The 26,120-nt window shown below is 63.7% G+C and carries 26 protein-coding genes and 1 tRNA gene; 16 read left to right on the forward strand and 11 right to left on the reverse strand.

Annotated features, from left to right (window positions below; all coding sequences use genetic code 11):
* Positions 1-52: 52 nt before the first annotated feature.
* Positions 53-592: a translation initiation factor IF-3 gene (gene infC / locus RAD04_RS14290; protein ID WP_080670072.1), complete on the reverse strand. Its 540-nt coding sequence runs from the start codon at positions 590-592 to the stop codon at positions 53-55.
* A gap of 246 nt (positions 593-838) precedes the next feature.
* Here infC and RAD04_RS14295 point away from each other — a divergent pair, with 246 nt between their 5' ends.
* Together RAD04_RS14295 and RAD04_RS14300 are read left to right on the forward strand one after the other, a co-directional pair.
* On the forward strand, positions 839-1,627 hold the full coding sequence (locus RAD04_RS14295) for an alpha/beta hydrolase (RefSeq protein WP_461624283.1): 789 nt from the start codon (positions 839-841) through the stop codon (positions 1,625-1,627).
* A gap of 29 nt (positions 1,628-1,656) precedes the next feature.
* Positions 1,657-2,124, forward strand: a complete 468-nt coding sequence (locus RAD04_RS14300; RefSeq protein ID WP_461624284.1) for a nuclear transport factor 2 family protein — start codon at positions 1,657-1,659, stop codon at positions 2,122-2,124.
* Between the two features lie 102 nt (positions 2,125-2,226).
* Here RAD04_RS14300 and RAD04_RS14305 read toward each other — a convergent pair whose 3' ends face one another.
* The 3 genes from RAD04_RS14305 to RAD04_RS14315 all read right to left on the reverse strand — a co-directional run bounded on the left by RAD04_RS14305 (position 2,227) and on the right by RAD04_RS14315 (position 5,039).
* Positions 2,227-2,964: a thioesterase family protein gene (locus RAD04_RS14305; protein ID WP_461624285.1), complete on the reverse strand. Its 738-nt coding sequence runs from the start codon at positions 2,962-2,964 to the stop codon at positions 2,227-2,229.
* A 258-nt stretch (positions 2,965-3,222) separates the two neighbouring features.
* Positions 3,223-4,398: a tRNA epoxyqueuosine(34) reductase QueG gene (queG, locus tag RAD04_RS14310; RefSeq protein ID WP_461624286.1), complete on the reverse strand. Its 1,176-nt coding sequence runs from the start codon at positions 4,396-4,398 to the stop codon at positions 3,223-3,225.
* A complete protein-coding gene (locus tag RAD04_RS14315; RefSeq protein ID WP_461616419.1) occupies positions 4,347-5,039 on the reverse strand; it encodes a glutathione S-transferase family protein in 693 nt (230 codons plus the stop codon). The genes queG and RAD04_RS14315 overlap by 52 nt, the downstream gene beginning before the upstream one ends.
* 169 nt (positions 5,040-5,208) lie before the next feature.
* Between RAD04_RS14315 and RAD04_RS14320 the strand changes: the two genes are divergently transcribed.
* The 3 genes from RAD04_RS14320 to RAD04_RS14330 all read left to right on the forward strand — a co-directional run bounded on the left by RAD04_RS14320 (position 5,209) and on the right by RAD04_RS14330 (position 8,192).
* The gene (locus RAD04_RS14320; protein WP_461624287.1) at positions 5,209-6,015 is read left to right on the forward strand and encodes an undecaprenyl-diphosphate phosphatase; all 807 of its coding nucleotides are present in this window, start codon (positions 5,209-5,211) and stop codon (positions 6,013-6,015) included.
* A 107-nt stretch (positions 6,016-6,122) separates the two neighbouring features.
* On the forward strand, positions 6,123-7,448 hold the full coding sequence (locus RAD04_RS14325; protein WP_461624288.1) for an FAD-binding oxidoreductase: 1,326 nt from the start codon (positions 6,123-6,125) through the stop codon (positions 7,446-7,448).
* Positions 7,449-7,451: 3 nt separating this feature from the next.
* Positions 7,452-8,192 (forward strand): SDR family oxidoreductase, encoded by a 741-nt coding sequence (locus tag RAD04_RS14330; protein WP_461624289.1) that lies wholly within the window; start codon positions 7,452-7,454, stop codon positions 8,190-8,192.
* A 155-nt stretch (positions 8,193-8,347) separates the two neighbouring features.
* On the opposite strand, the gene RAD04_RS14335 is transcribed toward RAD04_RS14330, so the two are convergent.
* Complete coding sequence (locus tag RAD04_RS14335; protein WP_461624290.1) at positions 8,348-9,313, reverse strand: complex I NDUFA9 subunit family protein; 966 nt, start codon at positions 9,311-9,313, stop codon at positions 8,348-8,350.
* 151 nt (positions 9,314-9,464) lie between these two features.
* On the opposite strand from RAD04_RS14335, the gene RAD04_RS14340 reads away from it, so the two are divergent.
* Positions 9,465-9,551, forward strand: a tRNA-Leu gene (locus RAD04_RS14340).
* 219 nt (positions 9,552-9,770) lie between these two features.
* On the opposite strand, the gene RAD04_RS14345 is transcribed toward RAD04_RS14340, so the two are convergent.
* From RAD04_RS14345 to RAD04_RS14355, 3 genes are all read right to left on the reverse strand, one after another.
* On the reverse strand, positions 9,771-10,580 hold the full coding sequence (locus tag RAD04_RS14345) for a hypothetical protein (protein WP_461624291.1): 810 nt from the start codon (positions 10,578-10,580) through the stop codon (positions 9,771-9,773).
* 287 nt (positions 10,581-10,867) lie between these two features.
* Positions 10,868-11,062 (reverse strand): hypothetical protein, encoded by a 195-nt coding sequence (locus RAD04_RS14350; protein WP_461624292.1) that lies wholly within the window; start codon positions 11,060-11,062, stop codon positions 10,868-10,870.
* Positions 11,063-11,301: 239 nt separating this feature from the next.
* Entirely contained in the window at positions 11,302-12,573 is a 1,272-nt protein-coding gene (locus tag RAD04_RS14355) for an MFS transporter (protein WP_461624293.1), read from the reverse strand.
* Between the two features lie 296 nt (positions 12,574-12,869).
* Here RAD04_RS14355 and RAD04_RS14360 point away from each other — a divergent pair, with 296 nt between their 5' ends.
* The 10 genes from RAD04_RS14360 (at position 12,870) to RAD04_RS14405 (ending at position 23,807) form a co-directional block, all read left to right on the forward strand.
* Positions 12,870-14,174 (forward strand): UbiA family prenyltransferase, encoded by a 1,305-nt coding sequence (locus RAD04_RS14360; protein ID WP_461624294.1) that lies wholly within the window; start codon positions 12,870-12,872, stop codon positions 14,172-14,174.
* A 104-nt stretch (positions 14,175-14,278) separates the two neighbouring features.
* Entirely contained in the window at positions 14,279-14,893 is a 615-nt protein-coding gene (locus tag RAD04_RS14365; protein WP_018323452.1) for a ribonuclease D, read from the forward strand.
* Between the two features lie 174 nt (positions 14,894-15,067).
* Positions 15,068-15,796: an LPS export ABC transporter periplasmic protein LptC gene (gene lptC, locus RAD04_RS14370; protein WP_461624295.1), complete on the forward strand. Its 729-nt coding sequence runs from the start codon at positions 15,068-15,070 to the stop codon at positions 15,794-15,796.
* Positions 15,797-15,800: 4 nt separating this feature from the next.
* Complete coding sequence (locus RAD04_RS14375) at positions 15,801-16,511, forward strand: LptA/OstA family protein (RefSeq protein WP_461624296.1); 711 nt, start codon at positions 15,801-15,803, stop codon at positions 16,509-16,511.
* A 223-nt stretch (positions 16,512-16,734) separates the two neighbouring features.
* A complete protein-coding gene (lptB, locus tag RAD04_RS14380; RefSeq protein ID WP_354267577.1) occupies positions 16,735-17,739 on the forward strand; it encodes an LPS export ABC transporter ATP-binding protein in 1,005 nt (334 codons plus the stop codon).
* An 89-nt stretch (positions 17,740-17,828) separates the two neighbouring features.
* On the forward strand, positions 17,829-19,448 hold the full coding sequence (gene rpoN, locus RAD04_RS14385) for an RNA polymerase factor sigma-54 (protein ID WP_461624297.1): 1,620 nt from the start codon (positions 17,829-17,831) through the stop codon (positions 19,446-19,448).
* Between the two features lie 201 nt (positions 19,449-19,649).
* Positions 19,650-20,276 (forward strand): ribosome hibernation-promoting factor, HPF/YfiA family, encoded by a 627-nt coding sequence (hpf, locus tag RAD04_RS14390; RefSeq protein ID WP_461624298.1) that lies wholly within the window; start codon positions 19,650-19,652, stop codon positions 20,274-20,276.
* A gap of 232 nt (positions 20,277-20,508) precedes the next feature.
* Positions 20,509-20,970: a PTS IIA-like nitrogen regulatory protein PtsN gene (gene ptsN / locus RAD04_RS14395; RefSeq protein ID WP_008141251.1), complete on the forward strand. Its 462-nt coding sequence runs from the start codon at positions 20,509-20,511 to the stop codon at positions 20,968-20,970.
* A 490-nt stretch (positions 20,971-21,460) separates the two neighbouring features.
* On the forward strand, positions 21,461-22,777 hold the full coding sequence (locus tag RAD04_RS14400) for an O-antigen ligase family protein (protein ID WP_461624299.1): 1,317 nt from the start codon (positions 21,461-21,463) through the stop codon (positions 22,775-22,777).
* Between the two features lie 13 nt (positions 22,778-22,790).
* Complete coding sequence (locus tag RAD04_RS14405) at positions 22,791-23,807, forward strand: glycoside hydrolase family 5 protein (protein ID WP_461624300.1); 1,017 nt, start codon at positions 22,791-22,793, stop codon at positions 23,805-23,807.
* 140 nt (positions 23,808-23,947) lie between these two features.
* On the opposite strand, the gene RAD04_RS14410 is transcribed toward RAD04_RS14405, so the two are convergent.
* The 3 genes from RAD04_RS14410 to RAD04_RS14420 all read right to left on the reverse strand — a co-directional run bounded on the left by RAD04_RS14410 (position 23,948) and on the right by RAD04_RS14420 (position 26,100).
* Positions 23,948-24,220, reverse strand: a complete 273-nt coding sequence (locus RAD04_RS14410; protein ID WP_007598581.1) for a BQ00720 family protein — start codon at positions 24,218-24,220, stop codon at positions 23,948-23,950.
* A 50-nt stretch (positions 24,221-24,270) separates the two neighbouring features.
* Complete coding sequence (locus RAD04_RS14415; RefSeq protein ID WP_028139463.1) at positions 24,271-24,696, reverse strand: Hsp20 family protein; 426 nt, start codon at positions 24,694-24,696, stop codon at positions 24,271-24,273.
* A gap of 318 nt (positions 24,697-25,014) precedes the next feature.
* On the reverse strand, positions 25,015-26,100 hold the full coding sequence (locus tag RAD04_RS14420) for a sn-glycerol-3-phosphate import ATP-binding protein UgpC (protein ID WP_461624301.1): 1,086 nt from the start codon (positions 26,098-26,100) through the stop codon (positions 25,015-25,017).
* Positions 26,101-26,120 lie beyond the last annotated feature (20 nt).

The raw sequence follows: 26,120 nt of genomic DNA on the forward strand, positions 1-26,120 counted from the left end.
CCCGCCGGAGATCCGGACGGGCCGCTGAATTCTCAGTTCCAAACAACCGGCGTCAGCGCGGCGCCAGAACCATGACGACCTGACGGCCCTCAAATCGGGCGTCCTGCTCGACCTTGGCGAGCTCGGCGACGTCGGTCTTGATCTTGTCGAGCAGCTTGGTGCCGATCTCCTGGTGCGCCATTTCGCGACCGCGATAGCGCAGCGTGATCTTGACCTTGTCGCCCTCTTCGAAGAACCGCTGCATCGCGCGCATCTTCACGTCGTAATCGTGGTCGTCGATCATCGGGCGGAGCTTGATCTCCTTGATCTCGACGATCTTCTGCCGCTTGCGGGCTTCGGCGGCTTTTTTCTGGGCTGAATACTTATACTTCCCGTAATCCATGATCTTGCAGACGGGAGGGCTGACGTTCGGCGAGATCTCGACCAGATCCATGCCGGCTTCCTGGGCCATCCGGATGGCCATGACGGTCTCGACCGTGCCTTTGTTGTCACCGGCCTGATCGATCAGCTGGATCTGCGCATTGCGAATATCATCATTGATGCGCGGCCCATCTTTGCTGGCGACGGGCGGGGCTTTATTGGGACGGCGAATGGGTGGTTCTCCAAAGTTGTGAAAGAGGCTGCTATTTTGCAGGAAGATGCGTTTGCCGGCAAGCAATTCGCTCGTGCGCGAAACGAAAAACCCTCAAATGCGAGGTATTTCGGCCACGCCTGGGCACGCTGACCGACATAGACACCTTGCTTCCGTTCCGCAAGCGTCCCAAAGGGACAATGCCGGTCTCCGGCGCTGCGGAACACGACCCGACAGCTCAAACCGCACAGCCAGGGTAAACGTTCCATGAGCCATGCAATTCCCGATGCCGTGCTCGATACCATCGATGTGGGTGAGGGCCCGTCATCACGCAGGATCGCGGTGCGCAGCCGGCGCGGGCAGGGGCCCGGGCTGGTCTGGCTCGGCGGATTCAAATCCGACATGCAGGGCAGCAAGGCCCTGGCACTGGACGCCTGGGCCCGGGATCACGGCCGCGCCATGGTCCGGTTCGACTATTCCGGCCACGGAGAATCCGGCGGCGATTTCGCCGATGGAACCATCGGACGCTGGCTGGAGGAGTGCGTGGCGGTGTTCGAACGGTTCTGCGACGGCCCGCAGGTCCTGATCGGCTCCTCCATGGGCGGCTGGATGGCGCTGCTGCTCGCGCGCGAGATCAGAAAGCGATCCAGCAAGGGATCGCTGGCAGGCCTCGTGCTGATCGCGCCAGCGCCGGACTTCACCGAAGAGCTGATGTGGAAGAATTTTTCGCCGGCGGTGAAGCAGGAGATCGAGACCAAGGGTCTCTGGCTGCGGCCATCCGAATATGGCGACGGCTCGCCCTATCCGATCACGCGGAACCTGATCGAGGAAGGCCGCAATCATCTCGTGCTCGGCAGCGCCATCGATCTCGGCTGCCCGGTCCGCATCCTGCAAGGTGCGAAGGATCCCGATGTCCCCTGGCAGCACGCCTTCGCGCTGACGCATCGTCTGCCGGCCGACGACGTCGTGCTGACCATGATCCAGGACGGCGATCACCGCCTCTCCCGCCCGCAAGACATCGCGCGCATTCTTGCCGCGGTGGCGGAGATCGGGTGAACTGCCTTCTTCCTTCAGGAGGCAATCCAATGACCACCACCGCCATGCTGCGCGCCTTCTGCGATGCGGTCGAGCAACGCAACGGCAAAGCATTCGCCGAGCTGTTCACCGAGGACGGCGTCTATCACGACGTATTCTACGGCGCCTTCGAAGGCCGCGAGAAGATCGCCGAGCTGATCGACGACTGGTTCTATCGCACGGCGACCGATTTCCGCTGGGACATGCATGATCCCGTCACCGACGGCACCACGCTCTATGCGCGCTACACCTTCAGCTATCGCTCGATCTTGCCAGAAGCGGACGGCGCGCGGGCAATGTTCGAGGGTGTCGCGATCATGACGCTGAACGGCGGCAAGATCGTGAGCTATCACGAGGTCGCCAATACCGCGCCGGCGTTTGTCGACCTGAAGTTTGCGCCGGAACGGATTGCCAAGATCGTCGCCAAGCAGGGCGCGGCGCTGAAGGCGCGGCCGGAGATGCAGCGGCATCTCATCTAATCGTCATTCCGGGGCGCGCGGAGCGCGAACCCGGAATCCCGAGCTTGCTGCGCGAGATTCCGGGTTCAGCCCTGCGGGCTGCCCCGGAATGATGGAAAGAGCCTATCGCTTCGACGGATTGGCCATCGGCTTGCGCTGCGCCAGCGCGGCCACCGTCGCGGTGCCGATCGGGCCCTGTTCGTCGTAGAGCCAGCATTCGCCGATCGCGACGCCGTCGGTGGCGTGATGGTTCACCACCTCGAAGCCGATCCAGTTCGTCGCCGGCAGCCGGTGCAGATAGATCGTCACGTCGCTGTTGATGTAGCCGAGCCCGTTGTCGCCGGCATTGGCAAAGGGGCTGGCGAAATCGGCGCCGGTAGCAACATGGACGAACGGCGTCATCGGCACGCCGGCGACGAGCTCGCGCACCTCGCTCATCCAGAGTCTTCGCGGACCGAGCGAGCCCATATGACCGACAATCGGCCGCGTCGTCCATTTGCCGTTCATGCCGAGCCTGGGATCGGTGGGTTTTGGAATGTCGGCCGGCTTCGGCGCGTCCCAGTTCGGCGGCGACCAGACATTGCCATCAGGATTTTGCGTCTTGCGCAGCAGCTGGCACGAGGCCCGCGCCATGCTGACACCGCCGGAGACGAACTCCGCCTCGACCACGCGGATGCGCAAGCCGTCGCGCACGAGGCGCGTCGTCACCTCGATCGGCTTGTCGATGGTCGGCAGCCGAAACATGTCGACGGTGAGCCGCGCCGGCACCAATTCGGGACCGGAATGGCGTTCCTCGATTGGCGAAGCCGAGCAGCCCGACGACGACGCGTCCGTGCAGCGATTTCGGATCCCACGGACCATTGGCGGCTTCCGTCGGATGGAATGTATCGCCATCGCGGGTAAAGAAAGGCAGGTTTGTCATACGCGCGACTTTGCGGGAACGTGCATGGAAATCAAGGGTGGGCGTGCCTTCCGGGTCAGGGGTGGCATGCACTTTCCTCGCTCTCTGCTGTCATCGTCCGCGCAGGCGGACGATCCAGTATTCCAGAGGCAGCAGTGATGGAATCGAGAAGCCGCGGTGTACTGGATGCCCGCCTTCGCGGGCATGACGGCGGTGGGTTAGGAAGCGGTCTGCCACTCCTCACGCACGCTGTCGTCGCGTTCGTGATCCAATGCAGCGCTCTTCATCGCCTCAAACTCTCCCCGCCCCACCAACTGCCCCAGCGCCCACACCGCCGCGCCACGCACCAGCGGGCTCGCATCCTCCAGCAACCGCCGCGCCTCGTCCGCCAGCGCCGCCTGCCCCGAGTTACCGATCGCGATCAGCACGTTCCGCAAAAACCGATCGCGGCCGATGCGCTTGACCGGTGACTTCGTGAACAGCGCGCGGAACGCGGCGTCGTCGAGGCGTGCGAGCTCGGCGAGACCAGGCGCGCGCAATTCGCTGCGTGCGGCGAGCTTGGCTTCGCGCCCCTCCTGCGCGAATTTGTTCCAGGGACACGCAGCGAGGCAATCGTCGCAGCCATAGATGCGGTTGCCGATGGCTTTGCGAAATTCGTGCGGGATCGGCCCCTTGTTCTCGATGGTGAGATAGGAGATGCAGCGCCGCGCATCGAGCTTGTAGGGCGCGGGGAACGCCGCCGTCGGGCAGATGTCGAGACAGGCCTGGCACGAGCCGCAATGATCGATCTCGGCAGCGTCGCGCGGCAGTTCGAGCGTGGTGTAGATCGCGCCGAGGAACAGCCACGAACCGAACTCGCGCGAGACGAGGTTGGTGTGCTTGCCCTGCCACCCGAGATGCGCGGCTTGCGCCAGCGGCTTCTCCATCACTGCGGCGGTGTCGACGAACACTTTCACATCCGATGGCGCGGTCGCGACCAGCCAGCGCGCCAGCGCCTTCAGGCGTTTCTTGATGAGATCGTGATAGTCGTCGCCCTGCGCATAGACCGAGATCGCCGCGCGCGTGCGCTGCTCGAGGATCGCGAGCGGATCCTGGTCCGGGCCGTAATTGACCCCGAGCATGATCACCGAGCGCACGTCGCTCCACAGCCCGCGCGGATCGACCCGGCGCTCCGGCTGCGCCGCGAGCCAGTCCATGTCGCCATGGCCGCCAGAGGCGATGAATTCCAGGAAGTATTTTCCGGCACTCTCGATCGTGCCTGGCTTCGTGATGCCGATGCAGTCGAAGCCGAGCGCCCGCGCCTCGCGTGTGAGCGCCGCCTTGAGTTCAGTCGGATCGGAGTTCAGAAATCCAGGTCCACGTAGGTCCGCGACGCCGGCACGCCGGCCAGCCATTCGCTCAGCAGCGGACGGAACGACGGGCGGGATTTCACCCGCGCGTACCACGCCTTTGCTGCGTCGTCCTCGCTCCATGGCACGTCGCCCAGATAGTCGATCGCCGAGAGATGCGCCGCGGCGGCGAGATCCGCGTAAGTGAGCCGGTCGCCGGCGAGGAAATTACGCGTCTGCGCCAGCCAGCCGATATAGGCCAGATGATAGCGCACATTGGCCTTGGCGGCGCGCATCACGTCGGCCGAGGGCGGCCCGCCGCCGTTGTCCTCGCTCATGAAGCGCTTGTAGATGCGCTCGGTGACGAGCGGATGCGAGACCTCCTCGAAGAACTTTTCGTTGAACCAGGCCATTAGCCGGCGGACCTCGACGCGCTCGGAGATCGTCTCCGGCATCAGGCGCTTGGGTCCCATCTCGGCGCCATAGGCCTCGTCGACATATTCGGCGATGATCGCCGCGCCCGGGATCGGCGGCTGCTCGTCGTCCACCATCACAGGCGTCGTGCCTGCCGCATTGAGCAACAGAAACGCCTCGCGCCGCTCCCAGCTGCGCTCTTCGACCAGCTTGAGGTCGAGCCCGTATTCGCCCGCGATCAGGCGGATGAAACGCGAATGCGGACAGAACGGATGATGAAACAGCGTAAACATGAAGCCTTTGACTATTTGATGGTGCTTAAGATTCCATCAATGTTTGTGCGGCGCCACACTAGTCCTTCAAAACCGCGAGGCAAGGGCGTGATTTCGCATTTTGCGATTGCGGCATGGGGGCGAATAGGCGAGAAGAGCCCCGCTTTTCCAGCCGAAATGGACCGTAAATATGTCAGACGCAATACGGGCAGTGATCCTCGGCATCATCGAGGGTGTGACCGAGTTCCTTCCCGTGTCCTCGACCGGCCATTTGCTGCTCGCGGAACGCTTCTTCCATCTCGGCGAAGGCGCGTTCTGGGATTCGTTTACGGTTCTGATCCAGTTGGGTGCGATCCTCGCGATCGTCGGGCTGTACTTCAAGAAGCTCTGGGATGTCGTGATCGGCTTCTTCACGGGTGACACCTATTCGCGCCGCTTCGTGCTCGGCGTGCTGGTCGCGTTCCTGCCGGCTGTGATCGTCGGCCTCGTCGCCGGCAAATACATCAAGAGCGTGCTGTTCAATCCCTGGGTCGTGTGCTTCACGCTGATCGTCGGCGGCGCCATCCTGCTCTGGGTCGACAAGCTCGATCTCAAGCCGCGCGAGCATGACGCCACCCGGTTTCCGCTGCTGATGTATCTCTATATCGGCATCGCGCAGTGCGTGGCGATGATCCCGGGCGTGTCGCGTTCCGGCGCCAGCATCGTCGCGGCGATGTTCCTCGGCGCCGACAAGCGCGCGGCGGCGGAGTTCTCGTTCTTCCTCGCCATCCCCACCATGATCGGTGCGTTCGCATACGACTTCTACAAGAACCGCTCCGAGATGACGATGGACCATATGGGCATCGTCGCGATCGGCTTCGTGGTGTCGTTCATCACCGCGATCATCGTGGTCAAGACGTTCCTGGAATACGTCACCCGGCACGGTTTCGTGGTGTTCGCCTGGTGGCGCGTCATCGCCGGCACGCTCGGCCTGATCGCGCTGGCGCTGGGGCGCTAGACTTATGGTCCGTAGCAGTTGGACCGGCGTTTTCAACGCAAAATAAGCTTTTGACCGGTAGTCAGTTCCAACGCCGGGCGGCGCGCGCCCGGCACAGGAGCTGAGCCATGACCCTCGTCAGCGGCTGGGGCCGTTTCCCGGTCGTCGATAGCGACGTGCTGCGCCCGCGCTCGTTCGCGGCGGTTGGCGAGGCTGTCTCCGCCGGCACCGTCGCGCGCGGCAATGGCCGTGCCTATGGCGATGCCGCGATCGGCGCCACGAGAACCGTCACGATGACCGGCTTCGACCGGGTCAGGTCGTTCGATCCGGGAACCGGGCGCATCCGTCTCGAAGCCGGCGTTCTCCTGTCGGACCTGATTGACACCTTTGGCCCGCGCGGCTTTCTGCCCTTCGTCGTGCCCGGCACCCGCTTCGTCTCGGTCGGCGGCGCCATCGCGGCCGACGTGCACGGCAAGAACCATCATTGCGAAGGCGGCTTCGGCCGCTACGTCGACAGCCTCCTGCTGCGCACCGGCCAGGGCGAGGTCATCGAGGCCTCGCGCGAACAGAACTCCGATGCCTTCTTCGCGACCGTCGGCGGCATGGGCCTGACCGGCATCATCCTCGAAGCGACGATGCGGCTGCGCCGGGTCGAGACCGGGTGGATCCGCGAACGGGTGATCTCCGCGTCCGATCTCGATGCCGCGATGCGCGCGCTCGAGGCGGGCGATGCCGCGACCTATTCGGTGGCATGGATCGACTGCGTGGCACGTGGGCGCGATCTCGGCCGTTCGCTGATCTATCTCGGCGAGCACGCGGGCAGGGGCGAACTGGCGGAAGGCGCCGATGCTTTTCCGGTCGGCAAGGAGTCTCGCCTCAGTGTGCCCGTCGACCTGCCGTCGATGGCACTGAACCGCACCAGCGTCCGCGCCTTCAACGAGCTTTACTATCGCATGGGCGCGCGGCGCGCCGGCGGCAGCCATGTGGTCTCGCTCTATCCGTATTTCTTTCCGCTCGACAGCGTCGGTGCGTGGAATCGCATCTATGGCAAGCGCGGCTTCCTGCAGCATCAATGCGTGATCCCGCAAGCCGGCGCGCGCGCCGTGCTCGGCGACATCCTCGATCGTGTCGCGCGGCGCGGCGATGCTTCCTTCCTCGCCGTGCTCAAGAAGCTCGGCCAGGGCGACGGCATCCTGTCGTTCCCGCTGCCCGGCTACACGCTCGCGCTGGATTTCCCGGTGAAGGGCGACATCCTGAATTTCCTCGACGAGATCGATCGCCTGGTCGTCGCCGCCGGCGGCCGGCTGTATCTGGCGAAAGACGCGCGCCAGTCGCGCGCGACCTTCACGGCGGGCTATCCTGCCTTGCAGCGTTTCAACGCGATCCGCAAATCGCTCGATCCCGCCGGCAACATCCGATCGAAACTTTCACAGCGTCTGTTTGATGAGGTCTAGGCCGTGACGTCACGCAAATCTGTCTTGGTGCTCGGCGGCTCCTCCGACATCGGCCGCGCCGCCGCGCGTGCCTTCGCTAAAGCTGGCTACGATGTCGGCCTCGCAGGCCGCGACCTCGCCGCGCTGGAGCCTGACGCGGCCGATCTGCGCGCGCGCTACGCGATCGACGTCGGTCTCTACAAATTCGATGTGCTCGACACCGCCGCATTCGAGGGCTTTGTGAGCGGCCTGCCGGCATTGCCCGATGTCGTCATCTCGATCGTCGGCCTCCTCGGTATGCAGGAGAATGCCGAGAGCGACCTCGCCCACGCCACCGCGATCATGCGCTCGAATTACGAAGGGCCCGCGCTGATCCTCGGCCTGTTCGCCGAAAAATTCTTAGGCCGCGGCACCGGCACGCTTGTCGGCGTGTCGTCCGTGGCCGGCGATCGCGGCCGGGCCTCGAACTATGTCTATGGCTCGGCCAAGGCCGGCTTCTCCGCTTTCCTCTCCGGCCTGCGCGCCCGCGCCAGCCGTGGCGGCGTGCATGTCGTCACCGTCAAGCCCGGCTTCGTCCGCACCAAGATGACTGATGGCATGAAGCTGATCGGCCCGCTCACCGTCGAAGCGCCGGTGGTCGGCGAAGCCATTCTCCGGGCGGTCGAGAACAAGACCGATGTCGTCTATGTCAGCGGCAAATGGCGCCTCGTGATGCTGATCATCAAGACGCTGCCGGAAGCGGTATTCAAGAAGCTGAAGTTTTGAAGTGTCGCCGCGCCAGCGGTGCACTCCCTCTCCCGCTTGCGGGGGAGGGCTGGGGAGGGGGTCTCTCCGCGAGCGAGAATCCCCAAGAGGAGAAAGCCCTCACCCGATCGCTTCGCGATCGACCTCTCCCGCAAGCGGGAGAGGTGACACCCACCTCACACGCTCATACGCTGGAACTGACCGGCGGCGCGGAAGCGCCAGAGATATTGGGGGGCGATCGCCTCCAGCGAATCGCCTGTTATGCCGAGCCCTTCCAGCGTGAGCCCGGCGGCCTTCGCCGCATCCGACACGACATTGTCACGCTCAAGCATCGTGACTTGGTCCGGCGTCAGCTTGAAGGCGCCCGGCGCGAATTGCAGGAAATTCGCCTGGAAGCGGGCGAGGCCGAACGGCAGCGGGATCAGCGCCGGCTTGCGCGCGGTGATCTCGAGGATGGCCTCGATGATCTCGCGCATGGTCAGCACTTCCGGCCCGCCGAGCTCGTAGGTCGCGCCCGTTTTGGCCTTGCCGTCGACGGCGTCCGCGATCGCGGTGGCGACGTCGCCGACATAGACCGGCTGCATCCTGGTCTCGCCGCCGATCAGCGGCAGCACCGGCGACATCCGGGCCAGCGCGGCAAAACGGTTGGTGAACTGGTCCTCGGGGCCGAACATCAGGGAGGGGCGGAAGATCGTCGCCGAGGGCACCGCAGCTGACACCGCGGCTTCGCCGGCCGCCTTGGCCTTGGCATATCGCGAGGGCGACTCGGCATCGGCCCCGATCGCCGAGACATGCACCAGGCTGGCGCCGGCCGCGGCCGCCGCCTTGGCGACGGTTTCGGCGCCCTTGGCTTGGACCGCGTCAAAGGTCTGCGCGCCGCTCTCGGTCAGGACGCCCACGAGGTTGATGACGACGTGCGAATCACGCAGCGCCGCCTCGACCGAGGCCGGATAGCGCAAATTGGCCTGCACGGTGTGGACCTGCCCGACCTTGCCGGAGGGCTGGAGGTATCCGGCGAGTTCCGGCCGCCGCACGGCGACCCGAACCCGGTAATCGCGCTTGCACAGCGCGCGGACGACATTCCGGCCCAAAAACCCCGATCCGCCGAAAACCGTGACGAGCGTGTCCAGATTCGATGCCATGGGAGCCGTTCCTGCGGAAAAGAGTGCGTCTTGTCAGGCTTGTATCGGGCCGGTTTGCGATGCGCAATCGGCATCCCCAAACCCGGGTCACGCATGAATTGACAACGGCGTCACCGAACCGTAGTAACCGCCTCCGTGCCCCAAACGGCATGCCCAGGTGGTGGAATTGGTAGACGCGCTGGCTTCAGGTGCCAGTGGCTTAACGGCCGTGAAGGTTCGAGTCCTTTCCTGGGCACCATCGCTGCGCGATGTAGTTGATTTCGCTGAAGTCCCTGATACTGAAGGGTGATCGACCGTCTCAACTGGTACACAGAGACGGTACACTTGCTTCTGCGAATGGCCTCTCCTATCCGCCGCGACGGCTCCTCTGTTCATTATCTCCGAAAGCGCGTCCCCGCCGATCTGACCGATAAGGCGGTGGGCTTGGTGCTGCGCATCCCCGTTGGAGACAAGACCGCTACGGTTCGGGTTGGGGAAGCGTCTCAAGCCGCCTGAGTAGCCGCTGCGCGTAGTCGAGGAGTGATCGGCGATCTTCTGAGGGCATGCCACGGGCCTCTGCGAAGGCGTTGTCGAGGTTTGTAGTGGCCACCTGAAGTGCGGTGAGGTGGTCGGGTCTCGGTGGACCCCCGTCCCGATAGTGGGCCTTGTCCTCGCCACCGTGCTGCATCGACATCTCCTTCGCGATCTTGGGGTGATCTCGTTCCATCCATCTGTTCAAGGTGCGGTAGCTGACAGCCCCGTTGAGATCGGCCGCCATCTCCCGATACGACTTGAGCCGACCGTTTGCCCGGTAGTGGTGTCGAGTGCCGATGTAGGCGTTGAAGACGTTGCGCAACTCCTTGGGCTTGAGCGGCAGACCGTGAGCGGTGTTGGCTAACGCTGCAGCTAACCGAGCCTCGTTCATCGACATCTCGATGATGTTGACCTCTGCGGTAGTCCTTTCCAGAAGGCGCAAAGCCTCAAGCCGGTGCCAGCCATCAATGAGGCGGTAGACCCCATCGACAAGGGCGATCTCGATAGGCGGCAATGTGCCGTCGTTCTTGTAGTAGTTCCGGTAGCGATTGACTGTGGTCGGGTCGATCTTGCTGCGAACCTGCCAATCATTGCGCACGGCGATGTCGGCGATCTCGATAATGTCGAACCGCGAAGCCTTACCGGCCTTCGGGTCGATTGGAGCGTGTTGTTGTGTGTTGTTGTTTCGCATGTTCAGGAATGCTTGGAGCGCCCCCACAGGTGCCCGTCCTGAACGGCTGAAAACATCAGCCACGGACGCCTGAGGGAACGCGGTGGATTGGTGGTGATTGAGGGCGGCAGAACGCTCTTCTGATGGGGATGGGGCTCACCGAATTGCTCGCAGCGAGACGCGTTCTTCTCCCTAAACAGCAACCTATTTCGCTGCTATCCCGTTGGCCCAGAAAGCGCCGCTGGCACGCCTCCGCGAGGCTCGCTAGGGTCCCTAGCCGGTCAGCAGACCGCACGTCGGTAACTCGCTGGTCGCATCCTCAGCTCCCGCCGCTCGAATGCCTGTGCAGCTTGTGGCAGACGGAGGTGCTCCTAATGGAGGCGCTGTCGAAGCCGTTTGATGGTCTCGCGCAGGTCGTTTATGTACTCTTCAATGATCCGCCTTGCTTCATCCAAGCGCGACGGTTCGGGCGTCCGCTCCGGCTGAACGCGATCACGCTGGTCCTCGGGTCGCTTCATGGCGAAGACCGTGAGATGGGTTAGGTGATCGGCGTTGATTTGGGTCAAGCTCGGTCGCCCTCTTGAGGATTGGACACAGCGCTGGTACACAGCGCGCGACAAGGCGGTCGAAAAAGATAGCAAATTCAATGGCCCAGAGGCGGAGAAGCCTTATCCTTTCCTGGGCACCATTTTGCGGAATTCGGACGCAAATTAAGACGGCTCCCGATCCGCGAAGATAGCGGGGCGGCGATTGCTGCATCGCCGTCGCGACGGTCCCCTGGTACGCCAGTTCGTCCCGTTTTCCCTTACACCACCCGCTTCCCCGCCTTTTCCGCCACCGCCTTCTGCACGAAATACATCGCGACCAGCGAGACGATCGAGGTTGCGACGACGACGTAGCCGATCCGGTCGAAATGGATCAGCGAGCCATCCGCCCCTTCCGTGATGATGCTGGCGGCGAGCACTGAGCCGAGGCCGCCGGAAAGCTGTTGCAGCGAGGCGCTGATCGCGCTGAACGAGCCGCGCTGGTCGGGATCGGGGATTGCCGACATCAGCGCCTGCGACGGGATCATGCGCGAGAAGATGCCGACGAACATCAGCACGTTGACGAGGATCGCGGTTGTCAGCGCGACGTGGCCGAGATGGGTGTAGATCAGCACCATGATAACGGACACCACGCTGCCGAACACGAAGGTCGGGTATTTGCCGAACGCATCGCTCGCCCTGCCGACCAGCGGCCCCGTGACGATGCTGAACAGGCCGGAGACGAGATAGATCGTCGGCAGATGCGTGATGTCGATGCCGAGATTGTGCACGGTGAAGGCGCTGGAGAACGGCATCAGCATGTAGCCGCCGGTCGCCAGCAGCGTCGTGACGGCGAAGGCCAGTGTATAGCGCGGCTGTCCGATCGTCGCGACCAGATGGTGGAACGGGTTTCTGTCCTGCTTCCGCTTCAGATGCGCGTCGACCGGCTCCATGGCGAAGGCGATGATGGCGATCGCCGCGATCGACACGATCACGATCGCAATGAAGCAGACGTGCCAATTCCAGTGATTGGCGAGAAACAGGCCGGCCGGAATGCCCAGCACCTGGCTCGCGGCGAACGCGGTCTGGACGAAGCCCATCACGCGGCCGCGCAGGTGCAGCGGGAATAGATCGGTGATGATGGCGAGCACCACCGAGCCGATCACGCCGCCGAACAATCCAGTCACGATCCGGCCGAGCAGCAGCACGTGATAATTCTGCGCGGCGGCGCACAGCATGGTGCCGAGCGTGAAGCCGACATAGAAGAACAGCAGCAGGCGCTTGCGGTCGAAACGATCGGCAAAGCCGGCGGCCAGCACCCCCGAAATGCCCGCGCTGAATGCGTAGGCCGACACCGCGACGCCGAACTGCCCGGCCGTGATGTCGAGCGCGGGCATCAGGATGGCGCCGAGCGGCGACATGATGATGAAGTCGAGGATGATCGTGAACTGCGTGAACGCGAGCAGCGCGATCAGAAGCGCCTGGTAGCGCGAGAAGCCGCGTTGGCGTTCTGATGGGTCGTCGATCGGCGCGGCGAGCGTCTGTTCGGTCATGGATCTCGATTCATGGGTCGCGGGGAGGGAAACTGGCAGATGGGGTGGGCCCGCACGATTTCCACGGGCCGCGCGCCACAGGCTCCGCCGAAACGGGCAGTTCGCGCGCCGTTGTGGGTTCCATGCAACAGCCGTGTTCTCGCGGCTCCCGGCAACCCCGATTAAGCCGCTCTTAGCGAATGCTCCCCTAGTGTCCTGACCGTCCATTTCCCTGCTCCCCGGCCGGATGCCGGTCAGTTTGCGGCAAGTCAGAGCGTATTCGGATGGAGCAGCCTGCCCGGCAGTATGATCCTGGCGTGCCCGAGCCGTTGGTCACGGCGGCGGCCACGCGGACGCTCGTCATCGATCTCGAAGGCGGCCTGCTGCGGTCCGAGCTGCTGATGGAGGCGCTGTTCTCCAGCCCCGGCCGCATGCTCGCCCGCTTCGGCGCTGGCGGACGCCCGGGCATGGCGGCGCTCACCGATATCCTGGCGCGCGCCGAGATCGACTACGCCCATCTGCCCTATGATTCCGACGTGTTGAACCGGGCGCTCGCGGCGCGGGCGCGGGGCGCGAAGATCTATCTGGTGGCCGGCCGCTTCGCCCGCCACGCTGCCGGCATTGCCGCGCATCTCGGCTTTGACGGCGTCGTTGCGCCGGCTGATCTGGCTGCAGGCGAAAGCCTGCCGTTCGACCGCGGCGCCATCGAGCGCATCGAAAACCGCGGCAGCCGCAACGTCCGCCTCAAGACCAGCCTCAAGACCTGGGCCAAGGCGCTACGCGTCTATCAATACGCCAAGAACACGCTGGTGTTCGTGCCTGTCATCACCGCGCATCAGCTGAATTTTGCCAGCTTCGGCTCCGCGCTGCTGGCGTTCCTGGCGTTCTCGGCCTGTGCGTCGGGTGCCTATCTGATGAATGATCTGCTGGATCTCGCAGCGGACCGGCAGCATCCGACCAAGCGCCATCGCGCGCTGGCGGCCGGAGATCTGCCGATGTCGTCCGCGCTATCAGCGATCCCTGCGTTGTGGCTGTTCGCGGTCGTAGCCGGCCTCTGCATCTCGCCTTTGTTTCTCGGCGTGCTCGGTGCTTATCTTGTCACCACCATTGCCTATTCGCTCGCGCTCAAGCGCAAAATGCTGGTCGACATCGTCACGCTCGCCGGTCTCTACACGCTTCGCATCGTCGCCGGCGCGGTCGGCGTCGGCGTGGTGCTGTCGGAATGGCTGCTGATCTTCTCGCTGTTCGTGTTCACCTCGCTGGCGCTGATCAAGCGCTTCAGCGAACTCAGCATGCGCGAGAGCGCCGGCCTTTCCGATCCTTCCAACCGCGATTATCGCGTCACCGATCTGCAAATCATCGCCGCGATGGCGGCGGCGAGCGCGATGAACGCGGTGACCGTGTTCTCGCTCTACGTCTCCTCGACCGCGGTGACGCCGCTTTACAGCCGTCCCTGGATGCTGTGGCTGCTCAATCCGCTGCTGCTCTACTGGTTCGGCCGCGCCCTGATGATGGCGCATCGCCGTGAGATGCCGGACGACCCGATTCTGTACGCTTTCCGCGACGGCCCCAGCCGCGTTGCGGTTGCGGCGATGATCTGCATCATGCTGGCGGCGATCTGAGCGAAGCCCGTGCTTGCGCGGCCCGCCGGCAATGGCTACATCGCGGGCAATCCGAATTCGCTATAGTGCCGACGCACCGATTAGACCCGAGGTTTTGAAGCGCCATGACCGTACGCCTGCATCGCGGCGACCTGCCCGACCTGTCCCGCTACACCGGAGCGGTGGCGATCGACACCGAGACCATGGGGCTGAACCCGCACCGCGACCGGCTCTGCGTGGTGCAGCTTTCGCCGGGTGACGGCAGCGCCGACGTGGTGCAGATCCCCAAGGGTCACACCGACGCGCCGAACCTGAAGGCGCTGCTGGCCAATCCCGCCATCACCAAGATCTTCCACTTCGCGCGGTTCGACGTCGCGGTGCTGTACCAGACCTTCGGCGTCATGACCGGCCCGATTTATTGCACCAAGATTGCCTCGCGCCTGACCCGCACCTACACCGATCGCCACGGCTTGAAAGACCTCGTGCGCGAGGTGCTTAATGTCGATCTCTCCAAGCAGCAGCAATCCAGCGATTGGGGTTCCGACAGCCTGACCGAGCCGCAACTCGCCTATGCCGCCTCCGACGTGCTGCACCTGCATGCCTTGCGCGAACGGTTAGATGCCATGCTGGTGCGGGAGGGCCGCACCGCGCTGGCCAAAGCCTGTTTCGACTTCCTGCCGACCCGCGCCCTGCTCGACCTCCAGGGCTGGGCGGAGGAGGACATTTTCGCGCATTCCTGAGCCCTCGACCGCCGGTTAGACTTCGGGCTGCGCCCCGTTTCGGACACTTTCGTGCGGCCTGTCCGAGCCTGATATGTCCAAGGCTGATATGTACAAGGCTGCATATTGCGGCGCTGACGGGTACAATGGAGCGGCCTGCAACCCGGCCTGGCGAGCGGCACCTCAGGAGCTCAGGTGAATTCGGCCCACAATCCCACCTACGACGCCGCGCTTGCGGCGAAGTTTGCCAGCGCGGCGCGCCACAGCCGTCTGGTGCGGATTCTGCGCCTCGCGGTGCCGGCTGCAGTGCTGTTGTCGATGGCCGCCATCGTCGGCGTCTCGGTCTTCAATCCGTTCCGCATGCTGATGCCGAAGCTGCCGCTCGATTCCGGAAACCTGGTGGTGTCGGGCACCAAGATCACGATGGAATCGCCGCATCTGGCGGGCTACACGCCGGACCAGCGGCCCTACGAGCTCTGGGCCAAGACCGCGACGCAGGACATCACCGATCCCGATCATGTCGATCTCTCCGACCTGCGCGCGAAGGTGCTGATGGAGGATCAATCGACCCTGTTCCTCGATGCCCGCACCGGTCGCTTCGACAACAAGCAGCAGCAGCTCGATCTGCACAAGGACATCTTCCTGCGCACCTCGACCGGCTACGAGGCGCGGCTGAACTCGGCCTTCGTCGACATGGGCAAGGGCACGGTTTCCTCGGACGAGCGTGTCGACGTCAAGCTGACCAACGGCACGCTGTCCGCGGACAAGCTGCGCATCACGGAAGGCGGCGACGTCATCCGCTTCGAGGGCAATGTGGTGATGCATCTGGACAAGCTGGATGACCCCGCCGCCGCGCAGCCTGCGCCGGCCGAGCCCGCGCCGGCGCCGGCCAAGTCAAAGAACAAATCCGCCAATTCAAAGTGATTTCATGATCAGGCCTTTTCCGCGCAACCACACGCGCAATGCCATCTTCAGTGCAGCTGCGCTCGCCGCCACTGTCGTGCTTGCTGCAATTGGCGCCGCATTTGCGCAGAGCACGATGCAGGGCGTGCCCAACGCGATGCAGGGTTTTTCGCAGAACCGCGATCAGCCGATTCAAATCGAGGCTGCCTCGCTCGAGATGCGCGACAAGAAGAAGGAGGCGACCTTCGCCGGCAATGTGAAGGTCATCCAGGGCGACACCACCATGACCTCGAAGACGCTGGTGGTGTTCTACGAATCGGGCGGCGACAAGCCCGCCACGCCGCAGCCTGCGGCCAAGGCGACCAAGGGCGCGCCGATGCAGTCCGCGCAGCCGGGCCCCGGCGGCAGTTCCTCGATCAAACGGCTGGAGGCGCGCGGCAACGTCGTGGTCACCCAGAAGGACCAGGTGGTGACCGGCGAGACCGCCGTGTTCGACACCAGGACCAATCTCATCACCATGCTGGGCGGCGGCGGCCAGGTCGTCCTGACGCAGTGCAAGAACGTGCTGCGCGGCGACCGTTTGATGGTCGACATGACGACGGGCGTGTCGCGGGTGGAATCCGACAACGGCCGGGTTCAGGCCCTGCTGCCGCAGGGCGGCGGCAATGATTGCGGTTCGGGCAAGCCCGGCGGGGCGCCGCCTTTGCAATTGCCCGGTGCAACTAAACCGAAATAAATTCAATGGCTTGGTCCGGATGCTCCCGAACCGAGGTTGAAGCTTGGCCGGTGAGACTGTATCTAGCGCGCAGGGCTTTCGAAGCGGGGTCCGCCGCTTTTCGGGCGTGTTTCACTGGGCATGAGACATCCCTTCACTCATGCTGCATCGGCTAGTCGAATGGCCGGTGCGGCAGATCGCGCGAATTCGCGCAGGATCGTCGCGAAAGGCTTAGAAGGCGGGGATGGTCGATCTCTTCAGCATGTTCCGTCGGCGCCCCGCCAAGCGCGGCCGGCCAGGATTTGCGCGTCAGGACATCACCGCGCTCGGTGACGGCGTCGGCGGGCTTGTGACCAGCCCGATCCGGGACGCGCCGATGGCCCGCGACCAGGCGATCCATGCGCCTGATCAGTTCCCGGGCGACTATCAAGGCGACTATCAAGCCGAGGCGCCGCGTCAGCCGGCTGTTCACCCCGTCAGGGCCGCCGCCAAGCCGAACGGCGGTGGGCCGCAGCTCCTGAAGCGGCCCGGCTTCCTGGCTGTGCATAGCGTGGAAAAGGCGTTCGGCAGCCGCCAAGTGGTGCGCGGCGTCAGCATCTATGTGCGCCGCGGCGAAGCCGTCGGCCTGCTCGGTCCGAACGGCGCCGGCAAGACCACCGTGTTCTACATGATCACCGGCCTGATCAAGGCCGACCGCGGCGCCATCGAGCTCGACGGCCACGACGTCACCAAGCTCCCGATGTATCAGCGCGCGCGGCTCGGCATCGGCTATCTGCCGCAGGAAGCCTCGATCTTCCGCGGCCTTACCGTCGAGCAGAACATCCGCGCCGTGCTCGAAGTGGTGGAGCCCTCGCGCAAGAAGCGCGAGCAGCAGCTCGATTCGCTGCTCGACGAATTCAACATCACGCGGCTGCGCAAATCGCCGTCGATCGCGCTATCAGGCGGCGAGCGGCGCCGCGTCGAGATCGCGCGCGCGCTGGCGACGCGGCCGAATTACATGCTGCTCGACGAGCCCTTCGCCGGCATCGATCCGATCGCGGTCGGCGACATCCAGGACCTCGTCCGCCATCTCACCAATCGCGGCATCGGCGTCCTCATCACCGACCACAATGTCCGCGAGACGCTCGGCCTCACCGACCGCGCCTACATCGTCTATGCCGGCGAAATCTTGACCGAGGGGAGCCCGGATGAGATCGTCGCCGATCCGGACGTGCGCCGCCTTTACCTTGGCGAGGAATTCCGCCTCTAGCCCGTTTTTGCGTTCGTCAAGGCGTGTACATCGGGCTCGGACTAAGATAAGCAAAAATCGGACCAATTTTTGGGAACGGTTCTTGCTTCATGGCGCTCACGCAGAGATTAGAGTTCCGGCAATCGCAGTCGCTGGTCATGACGCCGCAGTTGATGCAGGCGATCAAGCTGCTGCAATTGTCCAATCTCGATCTCACGACCTTCGTGGAAGAAGAGCTCGAGCGTAACCCCCTGCTGGAACGGGCCAATGACGAGGCCCCCGCGGGCGAGGGCCCGGCCGAGGCCGGCCAGTACAGCGATGGCGAGGAGTCCGGCGGCCAGGGCGACGACGGTTTTGGCGGCAGCGCCGAGGCGTTCGAGCCGGGCCAAGAGGAATGGATGAGCAAGGATCTCGGCACCCGCGCCGAGATCGAGCAGACCCTGGACACGGGCCTCGACAACGTCTTCTCCGAGGAACCGGCCGAGGCCGCGGCGCGCAACGCCCAGGACGCCGCGCCGACCACCTATACGGAATGGGGCGGCGGCGCCTCTGGCGACGAGGACTACAATCTCGAGGCCTTTGTCGCGGCCGAGTTGACGCTCTCAGACCATCTCGCCGAGCAGCTCTCGGTGGCCTTCACCGCACCTGCCCAGCGCATGATCGGCCAGTATTTGATCGACCTCGTCGACGAAGCCGGCTATCTGCCGGGCGATCTCGGCCAGGCCGCCGAGCGCCTTGGCGCGACGCAAGCCGACGTCGAGGGCGTCCTTGCCGTGCTGCAAAAGTTCGATCCGCCCGGGGTCTGTGCGCGCAATTTGAGCGAATGCCTGGCGATCCAGCTCCGCGAGCTCGACCGCTACGACCCCGCGATGCAGGCTCTGGTCGAGCATCTCGATCTCCTGGCCAAGCGCGACATCGTGGCCCTGCGCAAGATCTGCGGCGTCGACGACGAGGACATCGCCGACATGATCGGCGAGATCCGCCGCCTCAATCCCAAGCCCGGCATGAAGTTCGGCTCGGCGCGTCTGCAGACCATGGTGCCCGACGTCTATGTCCGCCCGGGTCCCGACGGCGGCTGGCATGTCGAGCTCAACAGCGACACCTTGCCGCGCGTGCTGGTCAACCAGACCTATTATTCCGAGCTGTCGAAGAAGATCGGCAAGGACGGCGACAAGTCCTATTTCACCGACGCGCTGCAAAACGCGACCTGGCTGGTGCGTGCGCTCGACCAGCGCGCCCGCACCATCCTGAAAGTTGCAACCGAGATCGTGCGCCAGCAGGACGGCTTCTTCACCCACGGCGTGGCGCATTTGCGGCCGCTCAATCTGAAGGCCGTCGCCGACGCCATCCAGATGCATGAATCCACGGTGTCGCGCGTCACCGCCAACAAATACATGGCGACCAATCGCGGCACGTTCGAGCTGAAATATTTCTTCACGGCGTCGATCGCCTCGGCCGACGGCGGCGAGGCGCATTCCGCCGAAGCCGTGCGCCACCACATCAAGCAGCTGATCGATTCGGAGGAGCCCGCGGCGATCCTGTCGGACGACACCATCGTGGAACGCTTGCGCGCCTCGGGCATTGATATTGCCCGCCGCACGGTCGCGAAGTACCGCGAAGCCATGCGCATTCCTTCCTCGGTGCAACGTCGCCGCGACAAGCAGAGCGCTCTTGGTAACGTCCTCTCTACCGCCTTGTCCGATCGTTCCCGCAACACCGAACCGGCCTGATTGCGCTGGCGCGAAATCGCGCTACTCTCGACCCCCCGTCGAGACGGATCCAAGCACGCGCATGATCCCGAAAAGTGTCCAGCGGTTTTGCTTCCCGACAAGCGCCAAAGGCGTTTGCGGGGAGATCATGCGCAGGCAATATTCCAGAGGTGCGATGACGTGTCATCGCACCGCGAGCACGTGAACCAAGCGAGGCATCACATGACTCTCAGAATCTCGGGAAAGAGCATCAGCGTCGGCGACGCCCTGCGCGGCCGCGTTTCCGACCGCACCGACGAGGTGCTGCGCAAATATTTCGACGGCAATTATTCCGGCCACATCACGCTCAGCAAGGACGGCTTCGGCTTCCGCACCGATTGCGCGCTGCACCTCGATTCCGGAATCACGCTGGAGGCCGATTCGAACGCGCCGGATGCCTATGCCAGCGCCGACCAGGCGCTGCTGATGATCGAGAAGCGGCTGCGCCGCTACAAGAACCGGCTCAAGGACCGCTCCGCCCGCAAGGCCCATGTCGCCTCCGAAGCGATGGCTGCGCTCGATGCCACCAGCTACGTGCTCGAGGCGCCGGAGGGCGAGGACGAGGTCACCGGCTACAGCCCCGTCATCATCGCCGAGGCCACCACCTCGCTGAAGCCGCTGTCGGTCAGCGAAGCCGTCATGGAACTCGACCTGAGCGGGGCTCCCTGCCTGGTCTTTCAGCACGGCTCCAGCGGCCGGGTGAACATCATTTACCGCCGGGCCGACGGCAATGTGGGCTGGATAGACCCGCCCGGAGCCAAAACGGATGCCGGCGCGGATGGCAAGGGGAACAGCAGGGCCGGGGGTTAGGGCAAAAGCCCGGCCCCGTACCATCCGCAGGCCTTAACAATGACCGGGGCAAAGCCGCACGCGGGAGTTGGCACCGGGATTGCGTTGGAGTAGAAGCGCCCCACATCAGGACTTAACGGGATTTGGGCTAAGTCCTCCTCCTGCTTGACCTTCTTGACGCCGGCCCGGCGTGGTTTCTCTCCAAGCCGGCCAATTCGGAACCTGACGGTTTAATTCACCTCGGAAACCCTCCATGCCGATTACCGATCTGGTCGCACCCGAGGCGATTCTCCCGGCATTGAAGGTCAACAGCAAGAAGCAGGCCCTGCAGGAGCTCGCGGCCAAGGCCGCCGAGCTGACCGGGCAGAACGAGCGCTCCGTGTTCGAGGTGCTGCTGCAGCGAGAGAAGCTCGGCACCACCGCGGTCGGCTATGGCGTCGCCATTCCGCACGGCAAGCTGCCCAAGCTCGAAAAGATTTTCGGCCTGTTCGCACGTCTCGACCGCCCGATCGATTTCGAGGCGATGGACGGCCAGCCGGTCGATCTCGTCTTCCTGCTGCTCGCCCCCGAAGGTGCCGGCGCCGATCACCTCAAGGCGCTCGCCCGCATCGCCCGCCTGTTGCGCGACCAGGACATCGCCAAGAAGCTGCGCGCCTCGCGCGATGCCCAGGCGATTTACTCTGTGCTGGCACTGCCGCCGGCCACCGCGGCGTAACGTCGCCGCCAAAGGCCGGATCGACTCTGGCCTCCTGGATCGCCCGGCATTGTCGGCGTCGCGCCCTGTCTCAGGGTTCTCCAGGTAGACGCTCCGAAAATTTTCCCGCTTGAGACGCACGGCACATTGGGCGGCGCCAAAATCCGCTAACAGTCGTTCAAAGCTGTGGACTGAGCGGACGTGATTTGGAATGGAAATGCGTCGTTGCGCATTGGCGCGGCGGGGGGAGAACGGCCCGGGGAACCGGGCCTCGGCCGGCGGATGCCCGGCGTATCGTCCAAAAGCTACCCGCCTCGCAAGTCGTCCAGGCGATCCATTCGGTGCTGGCGTTGGAGCCGGCGACGAGCCGCCAATCATCGATATCGTTGGGTTCAGGCTGCGCTTTTGCGCGAATTGACGTCCGGGCCAATTGAGGCCCGCTCGCGGCGCAAGCCCCGGGAATGTCGACCGCGCGAAGGCGGTCGCGACGCGCGGTAAGGGAACATCAGCCGTGCTTCAGGAAGGTCAGCTCAGGGCCAGCCTACAAATCGCTTCGGATTCCGAGACATACGAAAGCGCGATCTGGAAAGCGCGCAGCGTCGGCGTGGAGAAGCTTGCCAGAAGCGTGATCCGCGGTTCGATCACCGTCAACGTGGTCGCGTCGATGGGGGTCTTCCAACCCGCGCTGCTTCCCGCTGAGTGGAGCAATCTGCAACAGGCCGTTGCGCTCGTGATGTGGATCATCCTGATCTACGCCAGTGCTTTCGTACGTCCACGCGTACGCGTGCAGCTCAATCCCGATCTCATCGCGCTGGTGGCATTCTATTCCCTCGCTGCCATTTCCGTTCTCTGGACCAGTCTCGCCGTTGCGGCGATCATGAAGAGCGCGGCACTCGTGGTGACGACCTTCGGTGCGTACTGCCTCGTTACGCGTATCGACATCGACGAGATCGTCGGATCGACGGCCCTCGGGTTCTTCATTCTGGTCGCCGCCTCGGCCTTGTGTGCCGTCTTCTTGCCCGAGATCGGCGTCGACCAGAGCTGGATGCACAACGGCCAGTGGCAAGGAATCTACGAATCGAAGCAGACGCTCGGCTTCATCAGCGCATATCTGATGTTCTTTGCCTGCTATCAGAAGATGACCGGGCAGGGATGGATCGCTTTTCTCGTGACGTTTCTCCTGGCATTGACGTGCGTTATCGCCTCGGAATCCCGTGGTGCCGGTGCCGTCGCTGTTGCCGCTTGTGGACTGCTCCTGACCTCGATGTGGTCGATCCGCTGCATGAAAGTCTATGCGGTGCTGCCATTCATCATGTGCATCCTGGCCGCCCTGCTATTCCTGTATTTCTATCTGACGGGGTACGATTCCTTTCATCTCGGCGGTGAATCGACCATCGACTTGACCGAGCGGACTTTCATTTGGCAGTACGCCATCAGCCATTTCAACGACGCGCCCCTGCTGGGCTTTGGCATCAACGGATTCTGGACGCGCCCGTCGATTTACGACTATTTCAACCAGAATCATGGCTGGGTGCTCGACAATTATCATAGCGGTTACATCGCGGTGGCGATTGAGACGGGATTTCTGGGATATTTCCTGTTCGTCGCGAGCGTCTATCTGTTTTCGGAAAAGGTCCTGTACTTGATCGCCACCCGGTCGATCAATCGTTCCCATTGCGCTCTCATCATCGGATTTGTCGTCTTGAGCTTTCAATCGAATTTCACAGAGACGATGTTCCTCCGCTCGACGATGTTCACGTCGGTGCTTCTCGTCGCGTTCTTCTTCGCGGTGTGCAGGCCGGTGCCGCAGCAATCCCTGCTGCCATGATGGAGAAGGCAGCATGAATACCATCTGCGCCCGCTGGTCGGTGACCTTCCGTCTCACCTTGGCGATAGCCATGCTCGCGATCTGCTCTCAGGCCGACGCAGCCAAGCAGGGGCGCGCCCCAGGAGAGTTGGGGCGCGGCATCAACATCCTCGGCTATGACGGCATCTGGGAAGGAGGCCGGAACGCGCCATTTCGTCTGGACAACCTCACGGCGATCAGAAACGCCGGCTTCTCGCACGTTCGGATCAATTTCTTCGGCTTCAAGTTCATGGGCGAAGGGAATCTGCTGGATGAAATCGTCTTGAGGCGGCTTGATGCCGTGATCGAAGAAGTGCTCGCCCGGAAGCTCATTCCCATTCTCGACGAGCACGATACGGATACTTGCCAGCGCGACGTGTCCGGATGCGCCGAGAAGCTGAAGGCATTCTGGGCGCAAATCGCCGAGCGCTATGCCGGAAGATATCCGAAGCTTGTCTTCGAGGTCCTCAATGAGCCGGGCGGGCAGATGACGTCGACCAGCTGGAACGCCCTTCTGAACGAGTGTCTCGGCATCATCCGCACCAGCAACCCCGGACGGACCGTCATTGCTGCCGTTCTCAACGTCGATGACATGCCGGTCGAGGAACTGGCCCTGCCATCAGGTGACAGAAACCTCATCGTCACGTTTCACTATTACGCGCCGATACGCTTCACGCATCAGGGTGCGCCGTGGTCCCCAACGTTTTCGCGGCTCGGGCCACTCGATTGGGGCAGTCCGGAGGACGAACAGAAGGCTCTCGCCGACTTCGAAAAGATTCGTAGCTGGTCCGAAAAGGAAAAGCGCCCGATCTATCTCGGCGAGTTCGGCGTGTACGAGCGCGCTCCGCCAGACGCCCGGACGCGATATCTGTCGTTCGTGGCGCGAACTGCGGATCGGCTTGGCTGGGCATGGGCCTACTGGCAGTTCGACCATGATTTCGCGGCCTTCGACAGCGCGCGTCAAACCTGGAAGCCGGACATCCTGCGGGCGCTGATCCCGGCGGTGCGTTGAAGCGCGCGTTCGGGATTCGAGAGTTGAGCCCACTGCGGCCTCACGCAGTCATTGCGAGGAGCGTCATCGCGTCAAAATGAAAGCGGGCATACCTTCGCAAGAAGGCATGCCCGCTGGAAACTCCATTCGTCGACGTGCGCTCAGTGCACGCTGACGGCTTGCAGCTCGTTGCTCCAGGCGTTGGCGATCGCGGCTTCGCGGCTGTCGGTCAGCATGATCGGCGTGCCGTCGGCGGCGTGGAGCGCGAAGAGCTTCAAGCCCGGCGCGATTTTCGGCGCTTCGGGAAACAGGCCCGGCACGTCCTCGGAGCGGATCTGCTTCACATAGGCGATATGGCCTTCGCCAAGGGTTGCCAGCGTCTCCGGGGAGACGTTCTTGGCTTCGTATTCGAACGCAACGTGACCTTCACTCATGGTCTCGACTCCTCTGGAACACTAAGCGGTCGAGTCCGCTACTCGTTCCATTATTCGTGCTCATTGATAGCGATTGTCTTAACGATCCTCTCCGGTTCAGGCCGGGCCAGATCGATCGACAACAACCCGTTCTTCAGATCCGCACCCAGCACTAGCATCCCCTCCGCCAGCACGAAGGTGCGCTGGAAGTGGCGCGCGGCGATGCCGCGATGGATGTATTGCCGGGTCTTGTCGTCCTGCTGCCGCCCGCGGATCACGAGCTGGTTTTCCTCAATGGTTACATCGAGTTGGTCGCGCGTAAATCCGGCGACCGCCAGCGTGATACGTAAGCGCTCGGGCTGGCCGTCCGCGCCGCCACACCTCTCGATATTGTAGGGAGGGTAGCCGTCGGCGCCTTTGACGACGCGATCGAGCACGCGCTCAATCTCGTCGAAGCCCAGAAGGAACGGACTGGATAACGTGGGAACACGAGACATAGTTTACAAAGTCCTCGCAGAAAGCGACTTTGGTGCATCAGGGCCCTGAGAGGCGCCCCTTGACCAACAATATGGGCATATCCCCGTGTCGGTTCAAGCAGCTAGCCGGGGAGCTGTGGATTGGCCATGTCCTGCCATCATGGCCGGGCTCGTCCCGGCCATCCACGATCTTACTTGCGGCGCAGAGAACGTGGATGCCCGGGACAAGCCCGGGCATGACGAAATCGGCTGGCGATTTATCCCAACGAAAACAAGCCCCCTTCTACTGTGCATGGGGTTGTTTTCGCGATTTTGAATCGGCCCGGCCCTCGGAACGGATCAGGCCTCCAGCCGCGTCCGGCCGTCGCCGCTGAACAAATGCAGCTTCGTCCGCACCGCCGCGACCCGGATTTTCGCGCCGATGGCGGGGGCCTCGGTTCCGGGAATGCGGACGATGATCTCGCCGGGCGGCAGCTCGCCCGGCGTGGCGGCGACACGCTGCTCTTCCTGCTCGCGCGAGCCGTAGACGAAGGTCTCGGCGCCGACGCGCTCGATCGCTTCCACGGTCAGCGGCAAAGCGACGCCGCCGGCCGGGGTCTGGTCGGTGATGACGAAATCTTCCGGGCGGATGCCGAGAATGCCGGCGTCAGAGGCACTGCCACCGAGCTGCGATCTGATCTCTTCCGGGCGCGTCGACATCAAATTCATCGGCGGTGCCCCGATGAAGGAGGCGACGAAGGTGGTCGCCGGCTTCTCGTAGATCGCCAGGGGATTGCCGACCTGCTCGACCTGGCCGCCGTTCATCACGACGAGAATGTCGGCGAGCGTCATGGCTTCGAGCTGGTCGTGGGTGACGTAGATCGACGTCGTGTTGAGCCGGCGCTGCAATTTGCGGATCTCGACGCGCATCGCAATACGGAGTTTCGCATCGAGGTTCGACAGCGGCTCGTCGAACAGAAACACCTTCGGCTGCCGCACGATGGCGCGGCCCATGGCGACGCGCTGGCGCTGGCCGCCGGAGAGCTGGCGCGGCTTGCGCTCCAGCATCGGCGTGAGCTCGAGCACGCGTGCGGCTTCGTCGACGCGGGACTTGATCTCGGCCTCCTTCATGCCGCGGTTGCGCAGGCCGTAGGCCATGTTGTTGAAGACGCTCATATGCGGATAGAGCGCGTAGTTCTGGAACACCATTGCGATGTCGCGATCGGCGGGCTCGACCTGGTTGACCACGCGTCCGCCGATACCGATCTCGCCGCCGGTGACGGTCTCGAGCCCCGCGACCATGCGCAGCAATGTCGACTTGCCGCAGCCGGAGGGGCCGACCAGCACGCAGAACTGTCCGTCGCCGACATCGACGTTGACGCCCTTGATGGCCTCGAAGCCGCCGAGATAGGTCTTGCGGACGTTGCGTAGGGTGACGTTAGCCATGGGTTTTTCCAGCGAATAGC

The organism is Bradyrhizobium sp. 25ACV (assembly GCF_054863005.1).